The organism is Allobosea sp. 01N443, assembly GCF_056399325.1.
On the sequence record NZ_JBFTRC010000010.1, the window covers coordinates 72,981 to 99,216 of the forward strand.

26 protein-coding genes are annotated in these 26,236 nt (G+C 65.1%); 14 read left to right on the forward strand and 12 right to left on the reverse strand.

What is annotated here, in order from left to right:
• The 5 genes from deoC (at position 1) to AC1DRP_RS04985 (ending at position 5,069) form a co-directional block, all read left to right on the forward strand.
• Positions 1-762, forward strand: coding sequence for a deoxyribose-phosphate aldolase (gene deoC / locus AC1DRP_RS04965; protein ID WP_476767930.1), 762 nt, complete (start codon positions 1-3; stop codon positions 760-762).
• Complete coding sequence (deoA, locus tag AC1DRP_RS04970) at positions 762-2,090, forward strand: thymidine phosphorylase (protein WP_476767931.1); 1,329 nt, start codon at positions 762-764, stop codon at positions 2,088-2,090. The genes deoC and deoA overlap by 1 nt, the downstream gene beginning before the upstream one ends.
• The gene (locus AC1DRP_RS04975) at positions 2,087-3,031 is read left to right on the forward strand and encodes a 2-hydroxyacid dehydrogenase (RefSeq protein WP_476767932.1); all 945 of its coding nucleotides are present in this window, start codon (positions 2,087-2,089) and stop codon (positions 3,029-3,031) included. The genes deoA and AC1DRP_RS04975 overlap by 4 nt, the downstream gene beginning before the upstream one ends.
• 102 nt (positions 3,032-3,133) lie before the next feature.
• Positions 3,134-4,492 carry an esterase-like activity of phytase family protein gene (locus AC1DRP_RS04980; protein WP_476767933.1) on the forward strand — a complete coding sequence of 453 codons (1,359 nt, stop codon included), beginning with the start codon at positions 3,134-3,136 and terminating at the stop codon, positions 4,490-4,492.
• Positions 4,493-4,706: 214 nt separating this feature from the next.
• Positions 4,707-5,069: an SPW repeat protein gene (locus AC1DRP_RS04985; RefSeq protein WP_441506323.1), complete on the forward strand. Its 363-nt coding sequence runs from the start codon at positions 4,707-4,709 to the stop codon at positions 5,067-5,069.
• Between the two features lie 66 nt (positions 5,070-5,135).
• On the opposite strand, the gene AC1DRP_RS04990 is transcribed toward AC1DRP_RS04985, so the two are convergent.
• The 4 genes from AC1DRP_RS04990 to nth all read right to left on the reverse strand — a co-directional run bounded on the left by AC1DRP_RS04990 (position 5,136) and on the right by nth (position 9,119).
• Entirely contained in the window at positions 5,136-5,942 is an 807-nt protein-coding gene (locus AC1DRP_RS04990) for an ATP-binding cassette domain-containing protein (RefSeq protein ID WP_476767934.1), read from the reverse strand.
• A 15-nt stretch (positions 5,943-5,957) separates the two neighbouring features.
• Complete coding sequence (locus AC1DRP_RS04995) at positions 5,958-7,199, reverse strand: sugar ABC transporter permease (RefSeq protein ID WP_441506423.1); 1,242 nt, start codon at positions 7,197-7,199, stop codon at positions 5,958-5,960.
• 64 nt (positions 7,200-7,263) lie between these two features.
• On the reverse strand, positions 7,264-8,313 hold the full coding sequence (gene xylF, locus AC1DRP_RS05000) for a D-xylose ABC transporter substrate-binding protein (RefSeq protein WP_441490455.1): 1,050 nt from the start codon (positions 8,311-8,313) through the stop codon (positions 7,264-7,266).
• Positions 8,314-8,417: 104 nt separating this feature from the next.
• Positions 8,418-9,119 (reverse strand): endonuclease III, encoded by a 702-nt coding sequence (gene nth / locus AC1DRP_RS05005; RefSeq protein ID WP_476767935.1) that lies wholly within the window; start codon positions 9,117-9,119, stop codon positions 8,418-8,420.
• 20 nt (positions 9,120-9,139) lie between these two features.
• On the opposite strand from nth, the gene AC1DRP_RS05010 reads away from it, so the two are divergent.
• The gene (locus AC1DRP_RS05010; protein WP_476767936.1) at positions 9,140-9,679 is read left to right on the forward strand and encodes a DUF2244 domain-containing protein; all 540 of its coding nucleotides are present in this window, start codon (positions 9,140-9,142) and stop codon (positions 9,677-9,679) included.
• Positions 9,680-9,747: 68 nt separating this feature from the next.
• Positions 9,748-10,134 (forward strand): YybH family protein, encoded by a 387-nt coding sequence (locus AC1DRP_RS05015; RefSeq protein ID WP_476767937.1) that lies wholly within the window; start codon positions 9,748-9,750, stop codon positions 10,132-10,134.
• Between the two features lie 90 nt (positions 10,135-10,224).
• On the opposite strand, the gene AC1DRP_RS05020 is transcribed toward AC1DRP_RS05015, so the two are convergent.
• Complete coding sequence (locus AC1DRP_RS05020; protein WP_476767938.1) at positions 10,225-11,436, reverse strand: HD-GYP domain-containing protein; 1,212 nt, start codon at positions 11,434-11,436, stop codon at positions 10,225-10,227.
• Between the two features lie 160 nt (positions 11,437-11,596).
• Complete coding sequence (locus AC1DRP_RS05025; protein WP_476767939.1) at positions 11,597-12,199, reverse strand: class I SAM-dependent DNA methyltransferase; 603 nt, start codon at positions 12,197-12,199, stop codon at positions 11,597-11,599.
• Positions 12,200-12,398: 199 nt separating this feature from the next.
• Between AC1DRP_RS05025 and AC1DRP_RS05030 the strand changes: the two genes are divergently transcribed.
• Entirely contained in the window at positions 12,399-13,301 is a 903-nt protein-coding gene (locus AC1DRP_RS05030) for a methylated-DNA--[protein]-cysteine S-methyltransferase (RefSeq protein WP_441490505.1), read from the forward strand.
• A gap of 12 nt (positions 13,302-13,313) precedes the next feature.
• On the opposite strand, the gene AC1DRP_RS05035 is transcribed toward AC1DRP_RS05030, so the two are convergent.
• The 4 genes from AC1DRP_RS05035 to AC1DRP_RS05050 form a co-directional block, all read right to left on the reverse strand.
• Positions 13,314-14,966 carry a hypothetical protein gene (locus tag AC1DRP_RS05035; protein ID WP_476767940.1) on the reverse strand — a complete coding sequence of 551 codons (1,653 nt, stop codon included), beginning with the start codon at positions 14,964-14,966 and terminating at the stop codon, positions 13,314-13,316.
• A 271-nt stretch (positions 14,967-15,237) separates the two neighbouring features.
• Positions 15,238-16,266, reverse strand: coding sequence for a proline racemase family protein (locus tag AC1DRP_RS05040; protein ID WP_476767941.1), 1,029 nt, complete (start codon positions 16,264-16,266; stop codon positions 15,238-15,240).
• Between the two features lie 13 nt (positions 16,267-16,279).
• On the reverse strand, positions 16,280-17,215 hold the full coding sequence (locus tag AC1DRP_RS05045; RefSeq protein WP_476767942.1) for a PfkB family carbohydrate kinase: 936 nt from the start codon (positions 17,213-17,215) through the stop codon (positions 16,280-16,282).
• Positions 17,212-18,390 carry a fumarylacetoacetate hydrolase family protein gene (locus AC1DRP_RS05050; RefSeq protein ID WP_441490464.1) on the reverse strand — a complete coding sequence of 393 codons (1,179 nt, stop codon included), beginning with the start codon at positions 18,388-18,390 and terminating at the stop codon, positions 17,212-17,214. The genes AC1DRP_RS05045 and AC1DRP_RS05050 overlap by 4 nt, the downstream gene beginning before the upstream one ends.
• A 228-nt stretch (positions 18,391-18,618) precedes the next feature.
• Between AC1DRP_RS05050 and ugpB the strand changes: the two genes are divergently transcribed.
• From ugpB to AC1DRP_RS05075, 5 genes are all read left to right on the forward strand, one after another.
• Positions 18,619-19,920 (forward strand): sn-glycerol-3-phosphate ABC transporter substrate-binding protein UgpB, encoded by a 1,302-nt coding sequence (ugpB, locus tag AC1DRP_RS05055; protein WP_441490506.1) that lies wholly within the window; start codon positions 18,619-18,621, stop codon positions 19,918-19,920.
• Between the two features lie 61 nt (positions 19,921-19,981).
• The gene (gene ugpA / locus AC1DRP_RS05060) at positions 19,982-20,863 is read left to right on the forward strand and encodes a sn-glycerol-3-phosphate ABC transporter permease UgpA (RefSeq protein WP_441490465.1); all 882 of its coding nucleotides are present in this window, start codon (positions 19,982-19,984) and stop codon (positions 20,861-20,863) included.
• Positions 20,863-21,621 carry a creatininase family protein gene (locus tag AC1DRP_RS05065; RefSeq protein WP_069877983.1) on the forward strand — a complete coding sequence of 253 codons (759 nt, stop codon included), beginning with the start codon at positions 20,863-20,865 and terminating at the stop codon, positions 21,619-21,621. The genes ugpA and AC1DRP_RS05065 overlap by 1 nt, the downstream gene beginning before the upstream one ends.
• Positions 21,621-22,469: a sn-glycerol-3-phosphate ABC transporter permease UgpE gene (gene ugpE, locus AC1DRP_RS05070; RefSeq protein WP_441490466.1), complete on the forward strand. Its 849-nt coding sequence runs from the start codon at positions 21,621-21,623 to the stop codon at positions 22,467-22,469. The genes AC1DRP_RS05065 and ugpE overlap by 1 nt, the downstream gene beginning before the upstream one ends.
• A 71-nt stretch (positions 22,470-22,540) precedes the next feature.
• Positions 22,541-23,620: a sn-glycerol-3-phosphate import ATP-binding protein UgpC gene (locus AC1DRP_RS05075; protein WP_441490467.1), complete on the forward strand. Its 1,080-nt coding sequence runs from the start codon at positions 22,541-22,543 to the stop codon at positions 23,618-23,620.
• Between the two features lie 56 nt (positions 23,621-23,676).
• On the opposite strand, the gene AC1DRP_RS05080 is transcribed toward AC1DRP_RS05075, so the two are convergent.
• Both AC1DRP_RS05080 and AC1DRP_RS05085 read right to left on the reverse strand, forming a co-directional pair.
• Entirely contained in the window at positions 23,677-24,942 is a 1,266-nt protein-coding gene (locus AC1DRP_RS05080; RefSeq protein WP_476767943.1) for an alkyl sulfatase dimerization domain-containing protein, read from the reverse strand.
• A 146-nt stretch (positions 24,943-25,088) separates the two neighbouring features.
• Positions 25,089-25,475 carry a SpoIIAA family protein gene (locus tag AC1DRP_RS05085; protein ID WP_476767944.1) on the reverse strand — a complete coding sequence of 129 codons (387 nt, stop codon included), beginning with the start codon at positions 25,473-25,475 and terminating at the stop codon, positions 25,089-25,091.
• Between the two features lie 112 nt (positions 25,476-25,587).
• Between AC1DRP_RS05085 and AC1DRP_RS05090 the strand changes: the two genes are divergently transcribed.
• On the forward strand, positions 25,588-26,226 hold the full coding sequence (locus tag AC1DRP_RS05090; RefSeq protein WP_441490470.1) for a glutathione S-transferase family protein: 639 nt from the start codon (positions 25,588-25,590) through the stop codon (positions 26,224-26,226).
• Positions 26,227-26,236 lie beyond the last annotated feature (10 nt).

Sequence of the window (26,236 nt, forward strand, 5' to 3'; positions counted from 1 at the left end):
ATGGCCGATCTTGAAGCCGCGGCCCGTGCACTGAGTCTCCTCGACCTGACCGATCTCTCGGACCAGGCGAGCGAGGCCGGCACCCTGCGACTTTGCGCGCGCGCCGTCGCTGCGCCTGGCCCCGTTGCCGCCGTCTGCATCTGGCCGCGCTTCGTCGAGATTGCGCGCAAGGCGCTGCGCCATTCGACCGTGAAGATCGCGACCGTGGTCAATTTCCCGGCCGGGGGCAGCAACTGCACGCTGGTTGCCGGAGATGTCGCGGAAGCACTGGGGGACGGCGCCGATGAGATCGACCTCGTCCTGCCCTGGCGCGCCTTCCTCGATGGCGACAGCGACATTGCCCGCGAGATGGTTGCGAGCGCCAAGGACCAGTGTGGCGACAGGCTGCTGAAGGTCATCCTTGAAACCGGCGAATACCCTGATCTCGACGCGGTGAAGCGAGCCTCAATGCTCGCGATTTCGGCCGGGGCCGACTTCATCAAGACCTCGACCGGCAAGACCGCCCATTCCGCCAGCCTGCCGGCGGTCGAGACCATGCTGGCCGTCATCAAGGCAGCCGGACGACCGGTCGGCATCAAGCCCTCAGGCGGCATCAAGACGCTTCCCGACGCAAACGCCTATCTTGCGCTGGCCGACAAGGCGATGGGACCGGATTGGGCGAAGCCCTCCACCTTCCGCATCGGCGCCAGCGGCCTGCACCAGGTCCTCGTCGACATCATCGAGGGCAAGACCGCCGGCGAACGGATCGACGGGGCCTATTGATGCGACTGCCTCAGGAGATCATTGCCGCCAAGCGCGATGGCGGCACGCTTCCCGGCGAGGATATCCGCCAGATCGTCGCCGGGCTGACCGACGGTTCCGTCAGCGAGGGCCAGGCCGCCGCATTTGCCATGGCCGTATTCTTCCGCAACATGAACGCCGAGGAACGCGTTGCCCTGACGCTCGCCATGCGCGATTCCGGCACGGTCCTGAACTGGGACGACCTGCCCGGCCCCGCACTCGACAAACACTCGACCGGCGGCGTCGGCGACACGGTCAGCCTGCCTCTGGCCGCGGTCGTCGCGGCCTGCGGTGGCTATGTGCCGATGATTTCGGGACGTGGCCTCGGCCATACCGGCGGCACGCTCGACAAGCTCGATGCCGTGCCGGGATATGTGACGCAACCGGATATCGCGCTGTTCCGCAAGGTGGTGCGCGAAACCGGCTGCGCCATCATCGGCCAGACCGCCGATCTCGCCCCCGCCGACAAGCGCCTCTATGCCATCCGCGACGTGACCGCGACGGTCGAGACGATCCCGCTGCTGGTGTCCTCGATCCTGTCGAAGAAGCTCGCCGCAGGCCTGCACGGCCTGGCCATGGACGTGAAATTCGGCTCCGGCGCCTTCCTGCCCGACTTCAACAAGGCGCATGACCTCGCAGAGGCGCTCGTCGGCGTCGCCAATGGCGCCGGCCTGCCGACAACCGCGCTGATGACCGACATGGCCGAGCCGCTCGCGTCGGCGGCCGGCAACACGCTCGAAGTCGCCTATGCTCTCGACCACCTGACGGGACGCCGGCGCGAACCGCGCTTCCACGAAGTGACCGTGGCACTGGCCGCCGAGATGCTGCTGCTCGGCAAGCTTGCGCATAACCTCGACGAAGCCCGGGCGAAGATCGAGGCAGCTTTCAGCAGCGGCGCCGCCGCGGAGCGTTTCGCCGAAATGGTCGTCGCGCTTGGTGGCCCGGCCGACCTGCTGGAGAAGCCGACAAAGCATCTCGCGCCCGCCGCGGTCATCCGGGCGGCCTATCCGGCCTCGAGCGGAGCCGTGCGCACCGTCGACACGCGCGGCGTCGGGCTTGCCGTGGTGGCGCTCGGCGGTGGGAGGACGCGGCCGCAGGACGCGATCGACCATGCTGTCGGCCTCGTCGAACTGGCAGGGCTTGRCCAGGATGTCGGGCCGGAACGGCCGCTCGCAATCATCCATGCCCGCGACGAGGCCAGCTTCACCGCGGCCGAGGCCCGGCTGCGGCGAGCCTATACACTCGGCGAGGACGCGGCCGGACACGGTCCGCTGATCGCGCAACGCATCACGGAGACTTCAGGATCATGAGTCTGCTTCTGGCAATGACCGGCTGGCATATCGAGGATTGGCGGGGGCGTTTTGCCGCCCTGCTGCCGGAACTCCCGGTCGTCACGCTCGGCGAGCCCTTCGACCGCCGCGCCGTGCATTACGTCGCGAGCTGGAAGCATCCCGAGGGAAGCCTCGCGGGCCTGCCCAATCTCGCAGCGATCTTCTCGCTCGGCGCCGGCGTTGACCACATCTTCGCCGATAGCCGCCTGCCGCCGGTGCCGATCGCCCGCGTGGTCGATCCTGATCTGACGACGCGCATGAGCGAATACATCGTACTGCACTGCCTGATGCATCTGCGCCAGCAGCGCCGCTACGACCGTCAGCAACTCGCCAAATCCTGGGAAGACGATCGCAACCAGCCGGCGGCCCGCTCGGTGCGTGTCGGCGTCATGGGGCTCGGCGAGCTTGGGCTCGACGCGGTGCGAAAACTGCAGGTCCTCGGCTTCGACGTCGCCGGCTGGAGCCGTTCGCCGAAGAGCGTCGACGGGCTTGTCACCTTCGCCGGGGAAGACGGCATGGCAGCGTTCCTCGCTCGCACCGACATCCTGGTCAGTCTGCTGCCGCTGACACCGGATACGCGCGGGGTCATCAATGCAAAGCTGCTCGGCGGTCTCGCGCAGGGCGGGCGGCTCGGCGGGCCATTCCTGATCAATGCCGGTCGCGGCGGCCTGCAGGTCGAGACCGATATCCTGTCCGCGCTCGAAACCGGCACACTGAGGGGGGCGACACTGGACGTGTTCCAGACCGAGCCATTGCCGGCCGATTCCCCGCTCTGGAGCCATCCGGCCGTGACCGTGACACCGCATAATGCCGCGATGTCAGACCCGGAGGCGATCGCGACCCTGATCGCGGCGCAAATCCGGCGGCTGCAGGCCGGCGAAGCGCTGGAGCATGTCGTCGATCCCGCCCGAGGTTACTGAGCGGCCTGCCGCTCCGTCACGCAAGCGTCACGGCACCGTCGTTGTGCTGAGATGCTGCACGGCCAAGCCGGCGCGGTCTTCTTCCCCGCGCCGGAGTGACCCATGCGCCTTGCCCTCGCCGCAGCCCTGCTGCTGTCCTCGACCATGCTCGCCGGTGCGCAGGACGCGCCGAAGGAATTCCCCGCCAAGCTCGTCGGCCATGCGCTCCTGCCGGCCAACACCATCATCCCGGCCCCGGCCGATGCGCCGGCTGACCTCAAGGTCTCCGGCAAGTTCGTCCAGCCCGGCAAACGCGTCGAGGCCGTCGGCACCGTGATGGGTACGTCGGGCGGCCGCCCGACCGGGCTGTCCACGCCATTTGCCGGTCAGCCGGTGCAGGGCTTCTCCGGCATCCGCTCGCTCGGCAATGGCGAGTTCCTGGTGCTGACCGATAACGGCTTCGGCTCCAAGGTGAACTCGCCCGACGCGATGTTGTTCTTCCATCGCCTCAAGGCCGATTTCAACGGCGGCAAGATCGAACGTCTCGCGACCACCTTCCTGCATGATCCCGGCAAGAAGGTGCCGTTCCGCATCGTCCACGAGGGCACCGAGAAGCGCTATCTGACCGGCGCCGATTTCGATCCCGAATCCATCCAGCCAATCGGCGGCAAGTTCTGGATCGGTGAGGAATTCGGACCCTACCTGATCCGCGTCGACGCCGACGGCAAGGTCGAGGCGGTGTTCGAGACCACGGTCGACGGCAAGCCGGCGCGCTCGCCCGACCATTACGCCGTGACGACGCCCGGCGCCCCGAACCTGCCCGTCGAGTTCAATGTGCGCCGCTCCAAGGGCTATGAGGGCATGGCGGCCTCGCCGGACGGGCGCTTTCTTTACCCGCTGCTCGAAGGCCCGCTCTGGAACGCCGAGACCAAGGGCAATGAGGAAGTCGACGGCAAGGAAGTGCTGCGCATCCTCGAATTCGACGTGCAGAACGAGAAGTGGACCGGCCGCTCCTGGTTCTTCCCGCTCGAGCAGAAGGGGCTCGCCATCGGCGATTTCAACATGATCGACGCCACCACCGCCTTGATCATCGAGCGTGATAATGGCGAAGGCACTGCCGACAAGGGCTGCGCGGCCGGCCAGAAGGGCCCGGACTGCTTCCATGACCTCGCCAAGTTCAAGCGGATCGTGAAGATCGAGATGACCGACGCCAATGTCGGCAAGTCGGTGCGCAAGATCGGCTTCATCGACCTGATGAAGATCGCCGACCCGGACAAGAAGGCGAAGCAGGGTGCCATCGACGGCGTGCTGCCTTTCCCCTTCTTCACCATCGAGAACGTCGATGTCGTCGACCGCGCCAATGGCATCATCGTCGTCGGCAACGACAACAACCTGCCCTTCTCCTCGTCGCGCGACCCGAAGAAGGCCGATGACAACGAACTCGTGCTGCTCTCGGTCAAGGACCTGCTCGCCGCCAAGTGAGCGAGACGGCCCAGCTTGCAACGACTAAGTCGTAGCCAAGTAAGCCTGTCCCGGCGCGCAGCACTCGCAACATCATGGCCGGCCTCGCGCCGGCCATTCTCGTTTCGATCCGGCGAGCTTGAACAGCTGTTCTGGCAACACCACATTTTCCTTAGCAAGCGCCTTCGGGCGCTAGGCATGGTGGTTTGGATGATCGTCACTGATGGAGGTGATCATGTTGACCGCGAATACGGAAGGCAAACGGCCGCAGGACTTGTGCAATCTTCTCCTCGCCGCGTGCCTGTTCATCTCTCCCTGGATCATGCGTTTTACGGGCGACATGATGGCCGCCCGCAACGCCTGGATCATCGGCATCGTGCTCGCCCTTGTGGCGGTCGCGGCGCTCTCGATGTTCAAGGAATGGGAGGAATGGGTGAACCTGGTGCTCGGCGTCTGGCTGATGGCAGCTCCCTGGGTGCTCGGCTTTACCGGCAACTTCAACGCGTTCTGGACCCACACGATCCTCGGCGTGCTGACGGCTGCCGTCTCGGCCTGGGCTGTCTGGGACTACCGGCACGAGCCGCACGCGACGGCCTGAACGGGTCGCGACACCGCGCGATCTCCTGACCCGCCGCTGCGAGGCGGCGGGTTCTCGTGGCCTTCGCTACGCCTGGCCGCGCAGCGCGCCCGGCCCCGGAGTGGYGCCCGCGGGACATTTCCCTGAGATGATCATCGCCAGCACCTCGTCCTGCGTCACATCGCTGGTGCGGGCAGTACCGACAACCCGGCCGTTCTTCATCACGCTGAGCCGGTCGGCGAGATCGAAGACGTCATGCAGGTCATGACTGATCAGGAAGATGCCGATTCCCTGACGCTTCAGTTCAAGGATGAGATCGGCAACCTGTTTCGTCTCCGCAGGCCCGAGCGCTGCCGTCGGCTCGTCCATGATCAGAACCCGGGCGTTGAAGTAAATCGCGCGCGCGATCGCAACCGACTGACGCTGGCCGCCCGAGAGCGCTTTGACCGGCTCCTTGAAGCGCCGGAAATGCGGATTGAGCCGTCCCATCACCTTGCGCGTTTCGGATTCCATCGCGGAATCATCCAGCGTGTGCCAGGGCGTCAGCAGCTCCCGTCCGAGGAAGATATTGGCTGCGGCGTCGACATTGTCGGCCAAAGCCAGGGTCTGGTAGATCGTCTCGATGCCGTAGCGCTTGGCGTCACGCGGATTGGCAATCGCAGCCGGCTCACCGCTGATGCGGATCTCGCCGGCATCGGCCTGGTAGGCTCCCGACAGGATCTTGATCAACGTCGATTTGCCGGCACCGTTGTGACCGAGCAGGCCGACAACCTCGCCGGCCTTGAGGTCGACACTGACAGTGTCGACCGCCTTGATGCCACCGAAGGCGATCGAGATGTCGCGCATCTCGACGAGCGGTGGGGTCTCGATGTCCCGGGCCGTGGCGAGGCTCATGACGTCCCTCCTCCCTCAGCTCAGCTTGCGACGGTAGAGCCCGTCGAGCCAGACGGCCACGACCAGCACCACGCCGACGACGATGTTCTGCAGCGGCGTATCGACGCCGATCAGCACCATGCCCGATTGCAACGACTGCATCACCAGCGCGCCCAGCATCGCACCCGCGATGGTGCCGACGCCACCGGCAAGCGATGTGCCGCCGATCACCGCCGCCGCAATGACATAGAGCTCGTCGAGGGCTCCGGCCGAATTCGTCGCGGCATTGAGGCGGGCCGTGGAGATGCAGGCGGATATGCCGACAAGCACCCCCATCAACCCGAAGACCAGGGTCAGCACCTTGCGGGTGTTGACGCCGGAAAGCTGCGCTGCCTCGGGATTACCGCCGATCGCGAAGACATAGCGGCCGAACCGCAGCCGCTTGGTCAAGAAGCTCATCACGATGCCGACCGCCAGCGCCAACAGCACGGGAACCGCAAGGCCATGGCCGATGGTCAGCCCGCCCTCCGGCCAGACGAGGCCTCTGGCCTCGACCAGGCGGCGCGCAACGCCGGCCGGCAGAGGATAGGCATTGGCGACCATCACGGTGCCGAGCACGGCGCCGCAGCCAAGCGCGGCAATGGCGCCTTCAGCCCAGATCGGCCGCAGGCCGAAACCGAAGCGCCGCCGCCGGCGGCGGGCAAGCACGATCCCGGCAAGGATCAAGGCGCAGATCACCAGACCGATCGCCCAGGATGCACCCGTGCCGATCGCGCCTTCGATGCCGCCACCAAGGGGGCGGAAACGCGTGTCCATCGGCGCGATGGTCTGGCCCTGCGTCACCCACCAGGCTGCGCCACGCCAGACAAGAAGGCCACCGAGCGTGACGATGAAGGAGGGGATGGCGAGATAGGCTATCAACGCACCCTGGAACAGGCCGAGGACGCCGCCGAGCGCAACGGAAACCAGGATGCTGATGAACCATGTGGCGGGATGCTCGAAGCCAAGCAGCTCCGGCAGCAGTCGCGCCTGGACCAGCCCGACCACCATGCCGACGAAGCCGAGCATCGAACCGACCGAGAGGTCGATATTGCGCGTCACGATGACAAGCACCATGCCGCAGGCCATGACGGCGATCGATGCCGTCTGGACCAGCAGATTCCAAAGATTTCGCGGAGTCAGGAAGGCTCCGTCGGAAAGCCAGTTGAAGCCGAGCCAGATCACCCCAAGCGCGGCGACCATGCCGATCATGCGCGGATCGAACTCGATCTCGCGCATGTGGTCGGCCACGCTCCTTGCGCCTGGCCCCGGCACCTTCTCAGAAACCGGGGCTGGAGCGACCTCAGTCACAAGCCTTGACCTTGCCGGCTGCGACGCCCTGGCAGACAGCGGCCTTTGGAGCCCAGCCCGCCTCGATCACCACACCGAGATTGTCCTTCGTCACCGGTACGGGCTTGAGGAAGAGCGCCGTCATCGCCTGCTTGCTCGGGCCCTGGTTCCAGCTTGCCGCACCCGCGATCTCGGTCAGCTTGGCGCCGCCGGCAAGCTTGATCGCGATCTCGGCCGCATTACGCCCGAGCTCGCGTGCATCCTTCCAGATCGTCACCGTCTGCGTCCCGAGCGCGACGCGGTTCAATGCCGCGCGATCGGCGTCCTGGCCGGAAACCGGTACCGAGCCGGCGAGCCCCTGCGCGGCCATTGCCGCAATGGCGCCGCCCGCCGTGCCGTCATTGGCCGCGATCACCGCGTCGACCTTGTTGGCATTGCGGGTCAGGAACTGCTCCATGTTGCGTTGGGCGTTCGCAGGGAGCCAGCCGTCGGTAAAAGCCTCGCCGACATTCTTGATCTTGCCGGAATCGATTGCCGGCTTCAGAATCTCGACGGAGCCCTGATAGAGGAAGCCCGCATTCGGATCGGAGCTCGATCCCTTGATGAAGACGAAGTTTCCTTCCGGCTTCGCCTTCTGGACCTCGCGCGCCATCATGCGACCGACCTCGACATTGTCGAAGGTCAGGTAGAAGGCCTGCGGAATCTCGATCAGCCGGTCATAGCCGACGACTGCAATGCCTTCATTGACCGCCTTCTCGACGGCGGGCCGGATGGCCTGCGCATCCTGGGCCAGGACGATCAGGGCCTTGGCACCACGGGCGATCAGGCTTTCGACATCGGTGAGTTGCTTGGCGGGAGAGGATTGCGCATCGGCCGAGAGATAGGTGCCGCCGACCTTCTCGATCGCCGCCTTGATCGCGGCCTCGTCGGTCTTCCAGCGTTCTTCCTGAAAATTCGACCAGCTGACCCCGACGACCGGGCCCTTCGTCTGGGCAAAGGCAGGCGAGAATCCGCCCGCTGCCGCCAGGGTAACACCGGCGGCAAGCATCATATGTCTGAGCATGGCAATCTCCCGCGATTCCTCTGGCCGTGCGCTCTCTTGGGGGATCGCCTGGTCAGCGTCCGGAGCGCCTCACATTCAGAGGACAGCCTATCGCGAGAAAGGCGTCAAGCCACCCGCTTGTCGGGGGAGTCGCAGAGATCGTTGAGCAGGCAGCGGCCGCATTCGGGGCGCAGTGCCTTGCAGATGTAGCGACCATGCAGGATCAGCCAATGATGGGCATGGCGGCCGAATTCCGGCGGCACCGCCTTCTCCAATCCCATCTCGACTGCAAGCACGGTCTTGCCCGGCGCGATGCGCAGGCGATTGGCGATGCGGAAGACATGGGTGTCGACGGCGTGGGTGATCTCGCCGAAGGCGATGTTGAGCACGACATTGGCGGTCTTGCGCCCGACGCCAGGCAGGCTTTCGAGCGCGGCACGGTCGGCAGGGACCTCGCCACCGAACTCCGCAATCAGCTTCTCGCTGAGCAGGATGACATTCTTCGCCTTGGTGCGGAAGAGGCCGATCGTCCTGACCAGCTCGCGCACCTTGTCCTCGCCGAGCGCCACCATCTTCTGCGGCGTGTCGGCAAGCTCGAAGAGCTTGCGCGTCGCCTTGTTGACGCCCGCATCGGTCGCCTGCGCCGACAGCACGACGGCGACCAGCAAAGTGAAGGCGTTGGTCGCCTCGAGTTCGCCCTTGGGCTCGGGATTGGCGGCCTGGAAGCGCAGAAAGATCTCACGGATGCCCGCCGCGCGGCGCGGTCTCGGTGTCGTGATCTTTGCCAGGCCCTGGGCGCGGCCCGCGGGCCTGTTCCGTTCGCTCATGTGGGCGTTATAATTACGCGATGAGCATCGGCAAGCACGATCGCGATGGATATGCCGGAGAGCGGACGCAGGCCTCGGAGCGGCCGGTCTTCGACGCGACCATTACTCCGCATCGCTCGCTCGGCCGGAACGGCTTTCGCATCGTGATGACGCTCGTCTGCCTCGCCAGCATCGTCTCCTCGATTCCCTTCGTCGTGCTGGGCGCCTGGCCCGTCGCCGGCTTCTTCGGCCTCGACATCCTCGCACTCTTCATCGCCTTCAAGGTCAATTTCAACGCGGCGCGCGCCTTCGAGCGCATCGTGGTGACGCCGCTCGAGGTGCTGCTGCGCAAAGTTTCGCATCACGGCAAGGAGGCTGTCTGGCGCTCCAATCCAGCCTGGACCAAGCTCGAGAGGGAGCGAGACGAGGATTACGGGCTGATGGGGCTCTCGCTGGTCTCGCGTGGCCGCAGCGTATCGGTGGCTGCCGCGCTCTCTCCGCAGGAGCGGGAGGGGTTCGCGGATGCACTCGGCGCCGCGCTCGCCAGGGCAAGGCGGGGTACGGATTTCAGCGCGGCGTGAAGGCCGGCAACCTGCCGCACCCAGCAATCATGGCTCTGCGCCGGTCATCGACCCTTGAAGGAGGCGGCATGAGTGATGACGAGAGGGAGATTCGCACGCTCATCGAGAAATGGCTCACCGCGAGCAAGGCTGGCGATGTGGCATCGGTGCTGGAGCTGATGACGGAGGATGCCATTTTCATGGTTCCGGGGCAGGCCCCGTTCGGCAAGGCGACGTTCGCCGCTATGTCCGACACCATGAGCGACCTCAAGATCGAAGGGAACAGCACGATCCACGAGCTGAAGGTCCTCGGCGACTGGGCTTTCGTGCGCAGTCATCTCGACATGACCGCAACATCTCTCGCCACAGGCTCATCGCGGCACAGGACCGGCTACACGCTGACCCTGTTCAAGAAGGAGCCGGACGGGCGCTGGAAGCTCGCACGGGATGCCAATCTGCTGACCGAGATGGGCTGATCCGAATGTGGCGGAAGCGGCAGGCGATCCACTCCAGACTTGAAGGGCTGTGGCCGGGATACGAGCCGAACACGCCGTCTGAGTCGCGACCTAAGGGCCGTCCGAGAATGTCCGGTGGATCGTCTCGAAGCTGGCAGCGATCTCCACGAAGACATCTGTCAGCGCGGGATCGAAATGGCGCCCTCGGTCGCCAACGATGATCTCGACCGCCTGGGCGTGCGGGAGCGCCGACTTGTACGCCCGCTCGGTGACGAGGGCGTCATAGACATCGGCGATCGCCATCAACCGCCCCGAGAGAGGGATCTCCTCTCCCTTCAATCCTCGTGGATAGCCGCTGCCATCCCATTTCTCGTGATGGCTATGGGCGATCTCCATGGCCAGGCTGAGGAACGAGCTCACTCCGCCGAGATGCCGCTCGGCCTCGGCGATGGCCTGCCGGCCCAACTCGGCATGCGTCTTCATCACGGCGAACTCGTCCGCGTCGAGCTTACCTGGCTTGAGCAGGATGCTGTCGGGGATGCCGACCTTGCCGATATCGTGCAGTGGCGCGGATTTGTAGATAAGATCGACCATATCCGTGTCGAGCACCTGCATGTACAGGCCCCGGTCGCGCGAAGCCCTGGCGAGGGCACGAACATAATGCTGGGTGCGGCGGATGTGGTTTCCCGTCTCGCTGTCCCGGGTCTCCGCCAGCGATGCCATTGCCAGGATGACTGCCTCTTTCGCCCGCACAGCCTCTTCCTTGGCTGCCCGGAGCGAGTTGAGGAGGGCGACATTGGTCATCGCGACAGCAGCGCTGTTGGCGATGCGCTTGAGCACGATGACGCTGGCTTCGGACGGCGGCTGCTTGCTTGCCCAATAGGCTCCGATTGCAGCGACGGGGTCCTCCGGTCGAACCGGAACCATGACGAGGCTGCGTACGAATGTCGGACGATAGGCCGCGTGCGGGATACGGCTGTCGGCATAGATATCGTCGATGACGACGACTTCGCGATGCCCCATCGCCCAGCCGGAAATGCAGGATTCGAAGGGAAAGCGCTGGCCCTTCCAGAGCGGCGCGATCGCATCCTCGTCGGCATAGTAGCATTGGTCGCCTTCGCGCAGGACGAAGGTGATTCCGTCTGCCCCGACAAGCCTTCGCGCGCTGCCCCGCACGATCGCCATGATCTCGTCGAGGCCCCGCGCCATCGACAGGCTCAGGGATAGCTCCTCGAGGTCAGTCAGCGGGACGTCGTAAGGGACGTCCTTGGGCGGAGCCCGCATGTCGCTGCCGAGGTTAAGCAGATGAGGCGGCTCGCTCATGGAACAGCTCGATGATTCGCGACATGACGCTAGGGAACCAAGGCCTACCACAAGATGGAGTACACGCCTTCACGTCGTCTTCGACATATGCAGGAATGTCATTAACAAGCAGTACAATACTGCCCCGACAGGAGCGCAGGTTTCAATTGCGGACCGGTGGCTATCTCAATCTTGCGAGCCAGATCGTGTGCCCGCCGCAGTCCGGGTCCTCGGCGACATGGGACAGGACGTCGAAGCCGTTCTCGTCGAGCAGGGCCCCGTACTCCGCCGGGGCCAGGCTGCCGTGATAGAGCCGCTCACCCTCGAAGGAGCCGATTGCCTCGCCATGCCGGGGCCCGCTGGTGAACATCAGCGCCGCGCCCGGCGCAGCATGCTCTCTGAAGATCGGGAACATCGGTCGCTGGTCTTCGGGGGTGAGATGAAAGAAACTGTCCCAGGCGATCAGCCCGTCGAAGCGGCGCTTCAGTGAAAGCTTGCGCATGTCGCCGATCTGCCAGTCATTGGCCGGGAAGCGTTGCCTGCAGAGATCGATCAGAGGGGCCGAGGCATCGATGCCGGTCACGCGATAGTCACTCTCGATGAAATAGCGCGCAATCGGCTCCGCGGCGCCGCAGCCGATATCGAGAATCGATGCCCCGGCCGGAAGGAGCTGCAGGAAGCGATCAAGCCAGGCCTTTTCGACAAGCGTCCTCGATCGTAGCTCGTCGAAGGCCCGGGCATGGCGCTGGTAGAGGCCGATGATGTCCTGGTCGGGACGGGACATGGTGGCAGACGGCTCGAATCGCGTGGCAAGGCCGCAGAGCTTGCCAGCTTTCGGGTGGAGGCGGCATCCTCCCGGCCCTAGATTCCCGGTCATGATCCATGACACGAGGCTCACGACCATGAACGCTCAGGTCCCGATGAAAACGGCAATGACACCCACCCGATTCTCCAATGCCGTGCTCGCCCGCGCCGCGCAGGCCATGCCGGCAGAGGCGGATTTTCCCGCCGCTGCGCCCGGGTCCGACTACGATACCGTTCGGCGCATCCTGGCCTACATCACGGAGAACTGGCGCGAGCAGCCGACGATCGAGGCGATCGCGGACGCTGCCGGCGCGACCCCGACCGACGTGCACCATCTCTTCCGGCGCTGGTGCGGGCTGACCCCCAAGGCCTTTCTGCAAGCGATCACGCTCGACCATGCCAAGGGCCTGCTCGGGTCATCGGCCAGCGTGCTCGACACGGCGCTGGAGGTTGGGCTCTCGGGGCCCGGCCGACTGCATGACCTCTTCGTCACGCATGAGGCGATGTCGCCCGGCGAGTGGAAGAGCGGCGGCGAAGGCCTGCGCCTCTCCTACGGCTTCCATGAATCCCCCTTCGGCGAAGCACTGATCGTCGTGACGGAACGCGGGCTCGCGGGGCTCGGCTGGGTCTCGACCAGCGTCGATGGCGGCAAGGTCGTTGGCGGCCGGGCGGAGGCCCTGGCCGACATGATGCGGCGTTGGCCGCATGCCGATTATCGCTTCGACCCCGCCTCGACCCGGCCCTATGCAGGCCGGATCTTCGACCCGAAGGCCTGGGCCGCCGAGACGCCATTGCGGGTCGTGCTGATCGGCACGGATTTCGAGGTGCGCGTCTGGGAGACCCTGTTGAAGATCCCGGTCGGCAGGGCGACGACCTATGGCGATGTCGCCTGCCATCTCGGCCGGCCAACGGCGGCAAGGGCGGTCGGCATGGCAGTCGGCAAGAACCCGATCTCCTTCGTCGTGCCCTGCCATCGCGTCATCGGAAAGTCCGGGGCCTTGACCGGCTATCACTGGGGCCTGACGCGCAAGCGCGCCATCCTCGGCTGGGAGGCAGGGCAGACCGGCGGGGTGACGGCCTGAGAGGCAGTTCCCTTACGCCTTCAGATACATGTCCCAGCAGGGCGCCAGCGCGACCAGCCGGCGCCCTTTCAGGGCCTCCGAGAAATGCGCGGCGATGGTCTCGCGCGCCGTCGTCAGAGGGCATTTCGGAACCAGGATGGCGTCGACCTGTTTCAGGCTTTCCAGCGTTGGCGGATCGATCTCCGGCGTGGTCCGGCCGGGATCGACACCGATCGGCACGCCTCGCGGCGGCCTGCGGTCGAGCAGTTGGTTGAACGGATCGGTGAAATCGAGCGTGAAGAGACTGTCGAGCCGGCGCCCATTGGCCGCTTCCCAGGCGCGGATCGCCGTGATGCCCTGCTGCACTTCGAGCAGCCAGGTCGCCTGATAGTCGATCTCCGAATAGAGAATGTAGGAAGGCAGCTCGCCGCGCTCGGCAAGATCGCGATAGCCCGTCTGCTGCGCCGCGTAATGTGCGAGCATGATCACCGCACGTTCGGCGATGTCGGGCTTGACGCTGACCCGACCGAGCGGACCGAGATCGGGCACGGCAAGTGCCTTGTAGTTCACCGCACCGAGGACCGCGCGCGCGCTGCGCTCGACGAAGATCAAGGCCGACGGCAGGGCAACCACCAGGGCCAGGACCGTCACGATCCTGCCGAGCCGGTCGGTGCGACCGCTCCATTCCGCCAGGATCACCAGAAGGACGGGCCAGAGCCCGATGAATTCGAGCGAACCCGTGTTTTGGGTCTCGAACAGGGTCAGCGCCAGCAGAACCGCGGCGAACCATCCCAACGGCGAGGCCAGGAGCCCGTGCAATCGGGCCCGGGAAAGCCTGCCGCCCCCCAGCCAGGCAGCATAGGCAAGCGCGACAAGCAGCAGTAGGCTCGGCCCGACGACATTGAACTTCACCGAAGCGACGGTGAGAAAGCGCGGCAGCAAGGCGCCGGTGTTCAGGCCGAGCAGGGTCAGGATGTCATCGACATAGGCGCGCACGATGCCGGTCACGAAATCGAGCGGCGCGAGCACGGCAATGACCAGCGCCGCGGCGACGGACGCGTCGCGCAGGCGCATCCGTCCGGACAGAACCGCATAGCCGACGAGGAACGTCCCCGACACCGCTCCCGTGACCTTGACCAGGAAGAGGGTGAGCAGCAGCAGGACGACAAGCCCCACTTGCAGGCGGCGCGCCTCGACGAAGAGGAGTGTCGACACGAGCAGGTAAAGYAGGAGGCTGATATGGCGGTTATAGTGCCCGAAGCCATCGAAGCCTGGCATCGGATAGAGGCTGTGCAGGTTGATCGGCAGCGACGCGAACAACAGGAAAGGTAGCAACAGGGCCAGTGCCTGGCCACGCGAGCGCTTCCCGACATGGGCGGCAATCAGCGCCATCATTGGCAAGGCGACCGGCAAGATGCCCCAGTTCGCCAGCAGCATCGGCTGCGCCTGCGGAAACAGGGCGTGGAGCCAGGTCACAAGATAGTAGCCGAGAGGGCCGACAGGGGCGAAAAAGTCAATATTGGGCAGTTGCCCGACCTCGATGCGTTGCGCAGCATCGAGATAGATGTTCGTGTCCCAGTAGTTGGGGCCCAGCGGCAGGCGCAGGGGCAGCATCAGGCCAATGACAACCGCTGCTGCGAACGCGACCAGCCAGATCAGCGGTGCTCCAGCGAGCCGACTTAACATCTGCGCGACGCCAAGCGCGGAGCCGGGCCTTCTGCCCTCTCTCATGTCCCCAACCGTCATGCCCAGATCCTTGGCCTCACAGCCAACATGACAGAGAAACCTTACTCGTATCCTGCACAAGCCATGGCCAATGCACTCTGCGGTCGAGTGAAGGGGGCTCGCGCGCCGGGCGATAATGCGGCGGGTATGTTCACCGCCGAGCGGGATTCAGCGAACGATGACGGTCCGAAGCACAGTGCCGCGGACGACAGCGGCCGACCGCAGACCGCTATCACCCATCTCGGAGAGGACTGATCTCCGCGAAACGGGATGGCAAAGCGAAGCCCAGTCCGAGCGGATCGTCGGCCTCGATAATGAAGGCGCCCTCGCCTGCGAGGTAGCTGAGGCCGCCGACTTCGACGGTGACCGCTCCCTCGGCGGGATAGGCAGCAGGCCCGAGGACACGCCCCGAGAAACGCCCGCCTGTGATACTGCGGAAACTCCGTGTCCGCCCCAGCCCGAGCAGCCCCTTGGCGTGGTCGAGCGCCATGCGGGCGGTCACGCCCGAGCCGGTCGGTGAGCGGTCGATCTGCCGCTCGGCGAAGATGCAGAGGTTGAAACTGGTCTCGCCCGGTCCGGCCTCGTCGGTCACGATCGTCCCGTAGAGAAAGCCAAGATCGGGCTCGGTGGGATGCGTGATCGGCGCGCCGGCCCGCACAATGTCGGTGAGGGCAGCAGCAGCCTCGGTCAACTGCTCGACCGGGGTTTCGAAGAGATCGAGCCCGAAGCGTGAAGCCGGAAGGATGCAGTAGAAGGCTCCGCCATAGGCGATGTCCGTCGTGACGCTTCCGTAGCCGGGCACCTCGACCACACGGTCGCGGGCATGGACGAAGGCCGGCACACTCTCGAAGCGCACCTCCCCGACCTTCCCGTCGGCGACGTCGCAGGCGAGCCGCAGCAGGCCGCAGGGCGCCTCGATGGCAAAGTGCGTGACGGGCTCGACCGCCGGCACCAGGCCGCGCTCGATCGCATAGCGGCCGAGCGCGATGGTGGCGTGGCCACACATCGTCGAGTAGCCCTCGTTATGAGTGAAGAGCACGCCGAAGGCAGCCTCGGGATGACTCGCCTCGACCGGAATGACACCGTACATTCCGGCATGGCCGCGCGGTTCCAGCATCATCGCACGGCGCAGCTGATCGTGGCTGTCGCGCGCCTGTCGACGCTTGTCGAGAATCGTCGCGCCGGTCAGCTCGGGATAGCCGCCCGTAACGATGCGCACCGGCTCGCCGCAGGTGTGGTAGTCGAGATAGCTCAGGCGCATTGGCGCGTTCCCCTCACTCATAGGGTGGTTTGGGTGTGAGACGCGGCGGATCGCAGCCGCGCCGGCCGCAGGTCTCGGCTGCGACCTCTGCCGCGAAACCCATTGCGGATGCGGCAACGCTGTCTGACAATCCGCGCAGTCCTGCTCCGAGCTCGCCCGCCTGCGCGAGCGAAGCGAGAAATGCGCCGATGAAGCTGTCGCCGGCGCCGATCGTGTCGACCAGCTCTGCAACCGGAACGAAGCCGCGGACAGTCCTTTTCCCTGGCCGTTCGAGCGCCGCTCCGCGATCGCCCTCGGTCAGCAGGATCGCTGAAACGCCCCGGTCGAACCAACGGCGCAGCGGCGCAACGTAGCCGCCGGGATAGAGCCAGTCGGCATCGTCCGTACTGAGCCGGATGAGGTCTGACAGCGCCATGCGCTGCTCGATGGCGGCAAGCGCCGCCTCCCGATCCGGCAGCGCCGGCSGCCTGATATTGACGTCATAGCTGGTGCTCAGGCCGGCGGAGCGCGCCTGGCGCAGCAGCGTCAACGCCGCGTCCCCGGATGGGCCGATCGTCGCTCCGAACGAGGTGACATGCAGATGGCCAAAACCCGTGAGGTCGGGCAATGGCGGAGGCTCGGCCAGTGCCGTACCGGCGAGGTGGAAGTGATATCGCGCCCCGCCATCGACCCCAAGCGGGGCAACGACCGCCAACGGTGTGGGAGCATCGCTCTCAGCAACGAAGCGCCGATCGATCGCCTCTGCCACAAGCCGGGCCTGGAAGCGCCGCCCCGTGACGTCGCGCGAGAGCGTCGCGCAATAAGCCACGGAGGTGCCGCAGCGGGCGAGCGCCAGCGCCGTGTTGAAACCGGATCCGCCCAGCACGCACTGATAGCGCTCGCCGCACCCATCCTCCGGCACCAGATCGGCGAGCGCTTCGCCGAAGACGAGGACCGCCCCCTGGTTCACAGAAGCCCGCGCTTCGCCAGATTGCGCATCAGATGCGAGGCGCCGAAGGTCCAGGGTTCGCATTCATCGGTGCGGCGCATGCAATTGACGAGCGCTCCCAGTTCCGGCGCGGCAATCGTGACGATGTCCCCATATTTGTGGGTGAAGCCGCCGCCCGGCGTGTCGCGATCCTTGATTGGAGCAAACATGGTGCCGAGATAGAGCGCCGCGCCATCGGGATACTGATGGTTGCGATTGAGCATCTGCGCAGCAAGATCAGCCGGGTCGCGGCTGATCTTTGCGATCGAGGACGAGCCTTCGAGCCTGAAGCCGTCCTCGCCCTCGACCGTCAGCGTCACGGTTGTCCTGCGGACATGGTCGAGCGAGAAGCCGGCGTCGAAGAAGCGGATGAAGGGACCGACCGCTGCCGCTGCATTGTTGTCCTTGGCCTTGCCGAGCAGCAGCGCCGAACGGCCCTCGACGTCGCGCAGATTGACGTCATTGCCGAGCGTTGCTCCGACGATGGCGCCGGTCGAGGCGACGATCAGCACGATCTCCGGCTCGGGATTGTTCCAGGTCGAGGCCGGGTGCAGGCCGGCATCGACACCGGTGCCGACGGCCGACATCGGCGGCGCCTTGGTGAAGATCTCGGCATCCGGCCCGATACCGACCTCGAGATACTGGCTCCAGGCTCCCTGCTTGATCAGCACGTCCTTGAGATGCATCGCCTCGGGCGAGCCGGGCTTCAGCTTCGAGAGATCGTCACCGATGAGCTTGCCGATCTCCTCGCGGATCGTGGCGGCGGCGGCCGGGTTGCCCCGCGCCTTCTCCTCGATCACGCGCTCCAGCATCGAAACCGCGAAGGTCACTCCGGCGGCCTTGACCGCCTGCAGGTCGAGCGGTGCGAGCAGCCAGGGCTTCGTCGCATCGCGACGCGAAGGCGGCGTGTTTGCAAGGATGTCGGCGAGCGTCCCGATGGGCTGGCCCTTGGCGGCGCGCAGGGCGGCTGCGGGATCGGCCGTCTCGCAGAGATCGCGCATCGTGGCGAAGGCAGCGGTGATATCCACAAGTTCATCACCGCGCAGAACAACGACCGCGGGACCGGCGACGTCCGGGCGCCAGACCCGGCCAGCGAGCGCGGCGGCTGCGGCGTCCGCCGGCAAAGTGTTCCGTGGCGTCAGGGCAAGCTCGGGCATGATCGATCGTCCGTTGGTGGAATTGTCACGTTGAAAGTCGCAGGCGAGAACAGCCGCTTCGCAGCCAATGTGCAAGAGTGCAGGGACGCGGATCAGACATGGCGCACATGTCGTGCGATTGTCATTGAAACGTCACCTGTTCTTCATGCTAGCTTGCGCACCAACGACAAGAGCCGCCCGCACGAGCGGGGCATAAGGGAGAGATAGATGACATCCAGATCGCGCTTGATGATTTCGGCCGCGGTGTTGACGCTGGCCGGTGCGGCTCCGGCCGTCGCGCAGACAGAGATCCAGTGGTGGCATGCGCTGACCGGCGCCAATAACGACGTTGTCGTAAAGCTGGCCGAGGAATTCAACGCCTCCCAGAAGGAATACAAGGTCGTTCCGGCCTATAAGGGCTCCTATCCCGACACGCTGAATGCCGGCGTCGCCGCCTTCCGCGCCGGAACCGCGCCGCACATCCTGCAGGTCTTCGAAGTCGGCACCGGCACGATGATGTCGGCCAAGGGCGCGGTGAAGCCCGTGCACGAACTGATGAAGGAAGCCGGCGAGCCTTTCGATCCCAAGGCTTATTTGCCGGCGATCACCGGCTACTACTCGACCGCCAAGGGCGACATGCTCTCCATGCCGTTCAACTCGTCGAGCATGGTGATGTGGTACAACAAGGACGCCTTCAAGAAGGCGGGCCTGAACCCCGACGCCCCGCCGAAGACCTGGCCAGAAGTCTTCGAGGCCGGGAAGAAGCTGAAGGCCGCCGGATATGACAAGTGCGGCTTCACCAATGCCTGGGCGACCTGGGCCAATATCGAGCAGTTCGGTGCCTGGCACAACATCCCGATCGCGACCAAGGCGAATGGTCTCGATGGTTTCGACACCGTCCTCAACTTCAACAGCCCGCTCTTCCTGAAGCACTGGACCAACCTGGTCGAGCTGCAGAAGGACAAGACCTACGATTACTCCGGCCGCACCAATAACGGTGAAGGCCGCTTCACCTCGGGCGAATGCCCGATCATGCTGACCTCGTCGGGCTTCTTCGGCAACGTCAAGGCCAATGCCAAGTTCGACTGGGCCAACGCCGCGATGCCGTACTATCCGGAAGCGGCCGGGGCACCGCAGAACTCGATCATCGGCGGCGCTTCGCTGTGGGTGATGGGCGGCAAGAAGGCTGACGAATACAAGGGCGTCGCCAAGTTCTTCACCTTCCTGTCCGATGTCGACCGCCAGGTGAAGCTGCACACCGAGTCCGGTTATCTGCCGATCACCAAGGCCGCCTATGCCAAGGTCAAGGACTCGGGCTTCTACAAGGACAAGCCCTATCTCGAGACGCCGCTGCTGGAACTCAACAACAAGGAGCCGACCGAGAATTCGCGCGGCCTGCGCTTCGGCGGCCTGGTCCAGATCCGCGACATCTGGTCGGAAGAGCTCGAAGCGGCGCTGAACGGCCAGAAGACACCGAAGGCTGCGCTTGACGCCGCCGTCGAGCGTGGCAATCAGGCACTGCGTCAGTTCGAACGGACCGCCTCGCGCTGAACCGGCTACGATCCAGAGCCGGGGCATTCCGCCCCGGCTTTTCTCTTGCTTCACGGGCTGCATGCAGAAGAACGCCTATTTCCGGAGCCTGACGATCCCGCTCCTGCTGCTCCTGCCGCAGCTCGCGATCACGGTCGTGTTCTTCTATTGGCCCGCAAGCCAGGCGGTCTGGCAGTCCTTCCTGCTGGAAGACGCCTTCGGGACGTCGACCCAGTTCGTCTGGTTCGAAAACTACCAGAGCCTCTTTTCCGATCCGGGTTACTTCAAGGCGCTGCGCAACACCGCGATCTTCTCGACCTTTGTCTGCGTGTTCTCGCTCTCGATCGCGCTGCTCTTTGCCGTCATGGCCGACCGCCAGATCCGCGGCGCGGAGATCTACAAGACCCTGCTGATCTGGCCCTATGCCGTGGCTCCCGCCATTGCCGGCGTGCTCTGGATCTTCATGTTCGATCCCTCGCTCGGCATGCTCGCGCGTGGACTGCAGAACCTCGGCATCGCCTGGAATCCCCGGCTCAACGGCAATGACGCCATGACGCTGGTCATCCTCGCCGCGACCTGGAAGCAGATCAGCTATAATTTCCTGTTCTTCCTCGCCGGGCTGCAATCGATCCCCAAGAGCGTGATCGAGGCGGCGGTGATCGACGGCGCGCGGCCGATGCGCCGCTTCTGGACCATCATCTTCCCGCTGCTCTCGCCGACGACGTTCTTCCTGCTCGTCGTCAACATCGTCTATGTCTTCTTCGACACCTTCGGCATCATCGACACGGTCACTGGCGGCGGGCCTGCGGGCGCGACCGAGACGCTGGTCTACAAGGTCTATTCCGACGGCAAGGGCGGCTCCAATCTTGGTGGCTCGGCGGCACAATCGGTCATCCTGCTCGTGATGGTCATCGCCATGACGGCGGTGCAGTTCCGCTTCATCGAGCGCAAGGTGAATTACTGATGGCCTCGGTGCTCTGGAAGGAACTGACGGCCGAGGATCTGCGTCACAAGGCGGCGAAGGATGCGATCGTCGTCCTGCCCGTGGCCTCGATGGAACAGCACGGGCCGCACCTGCCGGTCGGCGTCGACACCATCCTGTGCGAGGGCGTCTGCAAGGCCGCGGCCGAGCGCCTGGACGAGGCCGATGTCGTGGTCGCCCCGACGCTCTGGTGCGGCATGGCCGAGCATCACATGGCCTTCGGCGGCACCTTCACCTTCGACATCCCGACCTATCGGTCCGTGCTGCTTTCGCTGCTCAGGAGCATCGAGCGGCATGGCTTCCGCCGGGTCGTGATCGTCAATGGCCATGGCGGCAATATCGCCGCGCTCGGTGCATTCCTGCCGGATTTCGCCCGCGAGACCGGCCTGCGCATCATCGCGACCACCTATTTCGAGCTGGCGCAGACTGCGATGCTGCCCTTCATGCAGGATCAGACCAGCGTGATGCATGCCTGCGAGATCGAGACCTCGATGATGATGGTGCTGGCGCCGGAAACGGTGAAGCAGGAGCGGCTGGGGCAGGCCTTCGGCATGCTCGGCGCGGATCCGCGTGGCCTGATGCGCCCGACCGTCGCGCGCTACCGCCCCTTCCGTGAGATGACGGAGACCGGCGTGATCGGCGATGCGCGGCGCGCGACGCCGAAGAAGGGCGAGGAATTCCTCAACGCCTGCGCCGAGGCGCTCGCGGCCTTGCTGCGCGACGGGGAGGCCTGGCACTGATGGTCGAGAACCGCCGCTTCGGCGACATCGTCGCCTATATCATCCTGACGATCGGCGTGCTGATCGTCGCCTTTCCGGTTTGGCTGACCTTCGTCGCCTCGACCTGGGATGCTGCGACCATCATCAACGGCCAGCTCCCGCTCTATCCTGGCCCGCATTTCTTCGAGAACTACTACCGCATCCTCTTCGTCGGGACCTCGGGCTCGACCCGCGAGCCGGTGGCCGTGATGATGTTCAACTCCTTCGTGATGGCGCTGGCCATCGCGTTCGGCAAGATCTTCATCTCCGTGCTCTCTGCCTACGCAGTCGTCTATTATCGCTTCCCGTTTCGGATGGCGGCATTCTGGATCATCTTCGTCACCCTGATGCTGCCGGTCGAAGTCCGCATCTTCCCGACCTTCAAGGTCGTCTCCGATCTCGGCATGCTCGATACCTACCAGGGCCTCGCCGTGCCGCTGATCGCCTCGGCGACCGGCACATTGCTGTTCCGGCAGTTCTTCATGACGATCCCCGACGAACTGCTCGAGGCCTCGAAGATCGATGGCGCCGGTCCGTTCAAGTTCTTCAAGGATACGGTGGTCCCGCTCTCGCTCACCACGATCGCGGCGCTCTTCGTCATCCAGTTCATCTATGGCTGGAACCAGTATCTCTGGCCGCTGCTGGTCACCACCAAGGATTCGATGCAGACCATCGTCATCGGCATCCGCAAGATGATCACCACGGCCGATGCGCTCACCGAATGGCAGCTCGCCATGGCAACCGCGATGCTGGCGATGCTGCCGCCCGTCTTCGTCGTCATCGCCATGCAGCGGCTCTTCGTGAAGGGCCTGGTGGAAACCGAGAAGTGACATTGCGTACCGGCAGCCCGGCCCGCTGAGCCGATCGCCGATTATCCGTTACCGACCGACCAAGGAACCCAATGGCCCAGGTTACTCTTTCCAGCGTCAAGAAGGTCTATGCCGGCGGCGTCGAGGCCGTGAAGGGCGTCTCTTTCGACATTCCCGATGGCGGCTTCTGCGTGCTGGTCGGCCCCTCCGGCTGCGGCAAGTCCACTTTGCTGCGGATGGTGGCAGGCCTGGAGACGATCTCGTCCGGCGAAGTCTCGATCAGCGGCAGGGTTGTCAACCAGATCGAACCGGCGGACCGGGACATCGCCATGGTGTTCCAGAATTATGCGCTCTATCCGCATATGAGCGTCTACGACAACATGGCCTATGGCCTGCGCAACCGCGGGACGCCGAAGGACGAGATCGAGAAGCGGGTCAAGGAAGCAGCCCGCATCCTCGCGATCGAAGGCCTGCTGGAGCGCCGGCCGCGCCAGCTCTCGGGCGGCCAGCGCCAGCGCGTCGCCATGGGCCGCGCCATCGTGCGCAAGCCCCAGGTCTTCCTGTTCGACGAGCCGCTCTCCAATCTCGACGCGAAACTGCGCGTGCAAATGCGCGTCGAGATCAAGAAGCTGCAGCGGGCGCTCGGCGTCACCGCGATCTATGTCACGCACGATCAGGTCGAGGCGATGACGCTCTCCGACAAGCTCGTTGTGATGAATGGCGGCCAAGTCGAGCAGATCGGCGTCCCGGCCGAGGTCTATCGCAAACCGGCAAGCCGCTTCGTCGCGACCTTCATCGGCTCGCCGCCGATGAACCTGCTGCCGGCAGCCATCGACGGACCCGGCATCGTTGCGCTCGGCGACGCGCTCCTCGAAGCGCGTGACCTCAAGCAGAACCTCGCATCGGGAACGAAGGTCGAGGTGGGCCTGAGGCCGGAGGATATCGAGATCGCGTCCGAGGGCCAGGCCGGGGCCCTGCCCTTCGATGTCGAGTTCATCGAGGAGCTGGGCGCGACCCAGCTCTTCCACGGCAAGCTTGCCGGACAGCCCTTCGTGATGCAGGCCGCAACCGGCGATGTCGCCGCCGAGGCCAAGCGCCTGTGGATTTCGGTCGACCCCGACCGAGTCCACGTCTTCGATGCGCAATCGGGCGTCCGACTCGGGCGCGAATAAGAGGGATAGACCGCGGACGATCTCCAGCGGCCGGAAACAGCCGCTGGATGCGCTGCTCAGCCCGCCGACCGTTCTTTTGCATCGCGCTCGTAGACGGCGAGGAATGCCTTGCCCATCAACGAGCTTTCGCCATCGATGGCTTTCCGGAGCACCGCGCCCCGGATTGCCTGGATCCCTCGATCCTCGGGCGCTGCTGAACTCGCGAACTCGGCAAGATGAACGGCGAGGCGCGTCTGGCCGTCCTCGGCCAGCGCCGCGGCTCGCTCAGCCAGTTTCTCGGCACCACCCGCAAGCCGAGCCAGTTCGGACGCAAGATCAGCGTTCTTCGCCGGCTTCAGGTTTGCGGGGTTTCCGTCAAACCAACCCGCATAGAAATGGTAGATCCCCCGGACCAGAAATTCGGGGTCATCATATTTCGGCACGAGATAGGGCTTCGCCAGATAGGCGGCCGGTACCTTGACCGCGCGCAGCACCTCGTCGAGCGTCGCACTCTTGTTCATCAGCGCCAGGGTATCGCGAACCAGATGCTCAAGCGCTTCGGCCCCGTCGCGCAACACCTGCGCTGCCCGGCCCTCCCCAACAATGACCGGGCCATGTCCGGGGATCAGGATGTCCGGCTTCAGGCGCTCCATCCGGCGCAGGGCGACAGCCCACTCGGCTGCATAGCGCTGGACCTTGCGCGGATTGCCTGCATTCGGGAAAACCCAGATTACGAAGTCCCCGCTCGCCAGCACGCGCCGCCGCGGCAGCCAGACGAATGTGGCATCGTCGGTCTCGCCGCGCCCGTGGATGAGTTCGAGCTGTTCGCCACCGATCGCAAGCGATAGCGTGTCGTCATAGACGTCATCGGGACGCCGCTGGCCTATCGGATAGACATAGTCCGGCTTGTTGAACTGCTGCCCCTGCACGATGCTGTTGAAGCCATGGGAGGCTTCGTATCGCTCCATCCGGCGCGCGACGTTGCGATGAGCCACGATTCTCGGCCGCGGCCTCGCTCTCGCATCGGCCTCCTCGTCGATGACCTTGATGCCGCTGGTGTGGTCGATATGGCCGTGGGTATAGATCACGGTGTGGATGGGGCTGTCGTCCCAGCTGCGGATCGTCGCGAGCGTCTGGGCGGCGGTGTCTGGCTTGGCCGTATCGATCAGGACAAGGCCTTCACTCGTCCGAATGGCCGTGACGCCGCCGCAGAAATAGGTGGTGTGGACGGTGATGATGTTCTCTGCCACCGCAGTGATGGCGCCGGCAGAGACCGCCTCGGTCCATTCTTCCATCTGCGCTGCGCCACTCCAAAGGCGCTCGAACAATGCGTCCTGCCGCATCTGAATTCCTCCGTCGACCAGAGCATGTCGATAGCACCGCTGGGGAGGAATGACAGGCCACGCACGCGCAGTCCTGACGCGCGATGTCAGCTATGGGTGAGGCGCGCGGTTCGCTGTCGCGGCAACGCGCTCCGGGCACGTGCAACCTAAGCCTCGGGCCCGCCCTCGATCTCGCTGGCCCAGGCCAGCGCCGCCTCGTACTCGATCGGTTTGAAGCAGCGGATCTCGACGAAGGGGATGACCGGATTGGCGATCGCCACCAGCGTCTCGATCCAGCCCTTGTCGCTGATCAGGGCCTCACGCGGAAAGCGCCTGAGTTCCGACAGCTTGCTGAACCCATAGCGCAGATCCCTGGCACCCGCCCGGAGCGTGATATCGTGAAAGCCGGTCAGATCGACCAGAACGCCGATCTTCTCGTGCCGGGTCAGCCGTACGTCGATATCGGCGATCACACTGTCATAATCCTCCACGGTCAGCGTGCCGGAGAGGCGGTAGGCCGCGACATGATCGGGCCCAGCGAGGATTTCGAACATGGACGTCATCCTTTCGCTTCAGACAACGCAGCAGGCCCGCCGCGGTTTCGATTGCTGCCATTGCGCGGTCATGCGTCGTGGTTAGTCTCGCCCTCCACAGGAGGAACGCAGCATGAGCGATGAACTCGTCTTCTACACCCACCCGATGTCACGCGGCCGGATCGTGCGCTGGATGCTGGAGGAAGTCGGCCAGCCCTATCGCACCGAGCTGGTCGGCTTCGGCCCGCCGATGAAGGCGGCCGCGTACAAGGCGCTCAATCCGATGGGCAAGGTGCCGGCCCTGAAGCATGGCGACATGATCGTCACCGAATGCGCCGCGATCTGCGCCTATCTCGCGGACGCCTTTCCCCAGGCCGGGCTGGCGCCGGCACCGGGCAGCAAGGAGCGCGGCCCCTATTATCGCTGGCTCTTCTTTGGCGCCGGCCCGACCGAAGCTGCGGTGACCAACAAGATGCTTGGCGTCGAGGTGCCACCGGAGAAGACCGGCTCGGTCGGCTATGGCTGCTTCGCCGATGTCATGGACACATTGGAAAAAGCGGTATCGCAGGGCGAGTATCTGGTCGGCGACAGGTTCAGCGCGGCCGATGTCTATCTCGGCGCGCAGATCGGCTGGGGCCTGCAATTCGGCACGATGGAGCGGCGGCCGGCCTTCGAGGCCTATGCCAAACGACTGCAGGCCCGCCCGGCAGCGATCCGCGCCAATGAGATCGACAATGCGCTGATGCCGCAGCAGCAGCCGGCGGCGGAATAGGCGTCGTTCC